Here is a 2304-nt window from a genome sequence, read left to right on the forward strand (position 1 = left end):
GGTCCTGACCCATGTCGCCTTCGACGACGCCCGGGAGATCCAGGCCAAGATCGCCGACGCCTGCCGCGCCTTCGACGCCTGGCGCGTCGTTCCCGCTCCGCGTCGCGGCGAGCTGGTCCGCCTGTTCGGCGAGGAACTGCGCGCGGCCAAGGCCGACCTCGCGGCCCTCGTCACCCTGGAGGCCGGCAAGATCGCCTCCGAGGCGGCCGGCGAGGTGCAGGAGATGATCGACATCTGCGACTTCGCCGTCGGACTGTCGCGTCAACTGCACGGCCTGACGATCGCCTCGGAGCGTCCCGGCCACGCCATGCGCGAGACCTGGCATCCGCTGGGGCCGGTGGCCGTGATCAGCGCCTTCAACTTTCCGGTCGCCGTCTGGGCGTGGAACGCGTGCCTGGCCCTGGTCTGTGGCGATCCGGTGATCTGGAAGCCGTCCGAGAAGACGCCGCTGACGGCGCTCGCCACCCACGCCATCCTGCAGCGGGCCCTGGCCCGATTCGGCGACGCGCCCGAGGGCCTGGCCAGCGTCGTCCAGGGCGGCCGCGACGCCGGCGAGCGCCTGGCCCGCGATCCGCGCATCCCGCTGGTCAGCGCCACCGGCTCGACGCGCATGGGCAAGGCCGTCGCCCCCCTGGTCGCCGAGCGCTTCGGCCGTTCGATCCTGGAGCTGGGCGGCAACAACGCGATGATCGTCACGCCCTCGGCGGACCTGTCCCTGGCCCTGCGCGCCATCGTCTTCTCGGCGGCCGGCACCGCCGGCCAGCGCTGCACCAGCCTGCGCCGGCTGATCGTCCACGAGAGCCTGGTCGACAAGCTGTCGGACGCCGTCGAGGCCGCCTTCCAGCGCCTGCCGGTCGGCGATCCGCGCGAGGGCAAGACCCTGCTGGGCCCGCTGATCGACCGGGCGGCCTACGAGGCCTTCGTCGCGGCTTTGAACGCGGTGCGGACCGAGGGCGGAACCGTCGCTGGCGGCGAGCGCCTGCTGGCGGACCAATGGCCCGAGGCCTTCTACGTCCGCCCCGCCCTGGCCCGTCTCTCCGCCCCCGCGCCGTGCATGCAGCGCGAGACCTTCGCGCCGCTTCTGCACGTCGTTCCGTACACGGACTTCGACGAGGCGGTGGCGATCCAGAACGACGTCCCCCAGGGCCTTTCCTCCTGCGTCATGACCAACGACGTGCGCGAGGCCGAGGCCTTCCTGTCAGCCGCGGGCAGCGACTGCGGCATCGCCAACGTCAACATCGGCCCCTCCGGCGCCGAGATCGGCGGCGCGTTCGGCGGCGAGAAGGAGACCGGCGGCGGCCGCGAGAGCGGCTCCGACAGCTGGAAGCAGTACATGCGCCGCCAGACCGCGACGGTGAACTATTCGGGCGCCCTGCCCCTGGCCCAGGGCGTGCGGTTCGATCTGTAGTCGGCGCAGCGCCCCCTCCGTCACGATGCTTCGCATCGCGCCTCTCCCCCGTTTCACGGGTGAGGAGGAGGCCGCCATCCTCCCCCGCCCGCGGGGGAGGTGGATCGGCGCGGATACGCGACGAGACGGAGGGGGCGCTCTCGGACATGCGACCTCGGCTTCACGCGATCGCTCGCTGAAGGGATGGAAAGGGACGCGGAGCGCCGGACATCCGTCCGGAAGACTTTGATAAATACCGTTTCGACGAAGCCAGACGCTCCGCGCGACCGTTATTCGCCAGCGTCCCGTCGGGTGGCCCTGTTCAGGCCTTACCGGGACCTGGGCTTCCGGTTTCCCGGCAGCCCAGCGGTCGGAGAGGACGAGCCACTACAGGCTAAGACACATCCTTTTGCCTCCAACCACGCCAGCGGCGGGCGGGCCTGACCAGCGTCAGATCCCCGGACCGTCCGAGTATCCCCCTCGAACCTGTCCCCGCTCGATCGCCCCCCGCCGCCACGATGGTCGCTGGCCACGCGCCCTTTCCTCGCGACGAGGTGAGACAGAGCATACGGCAGGTTTCGGAGGGGAGGATAAGTCGGCGCCAACGCTCGTCGAATGCCCGTGATCGTCACCTCTCGAAAACCTTGTCCCACGTTTCCCGCGAGGTCCTTGGTCCTAAGGAATTAGGACTTTCGTTCCCGTAGTTCACGGCGCATCGCCGCTTCGACGCGCGATTCGGTCGCCGGAATCACCCAGGGCGCGAGTCGGCCGATAATCCACTTTAGAGACTACAATTAACGCTTTTGCCCCGGATGCGGCCGTTCCGGAGCCGACGATTTCGTAAAAATCCCCGGCGCACGGGCGTTTTGCCCCCATGAATCGGCTTTTTAACCTTCCCTAACGGGTGACAAACGCGA

The 2304-nt window shown here is 69.3% G+C and carries 1 protein-coding gene and 3 pseudogenes; 1 reads left to right on the forward strand and 3 read right to left on the reverse strand.

Annotation, left to right across the window (positions count from 1 at the left end):
* Positions 1-1408: aldehyde dehydrogenase family protein (locus VJ655_RS09515; protein WP_324110826.1), on the forward strand; the 1408-nt coding region annotated here is incomplete at its 5' end.
* Positions 1409-1415: 7 nt separating this feature from the next.
* Here the strand turns inward: VJ655_RS09515 and VJ655_RS21075 are convergent.
* The 3 pseudogenes from VJ655_RS21075 to VJ655_RS21085 all read right to left on the reverse strand — a co-directional run.
* Positions 1416-1638 (reverse strand): annotated as a pseudogene (locus VJ655_RS21075) (hypothetical protein); the annotation flags it as partial.
* A gap of 49 nt (positions 1639-1687) precedes the next feature.
* Positions 1688-1806, reverse strand: a pseudogene (locus VJ655_RS21080) (hypothetical protein); the annotation flags it as partial.
* Positions 1807-1948: pseudogene (locus VJ655_RS21085) on the reverse strand (hypothetical protein); the annotation flags it as partial.
* Positions 1949-2304 lie beyond the last annotated feature (356 nt).

The organism is Caulobacter sp., from assembly GCF_035254145.1.
Classification (GTDB): domain Bacteria; phylum Pseudomonadota; class Alphaproteobacteria; order Caulobacterales; family Caulobacteraceae; genus Caulobacter.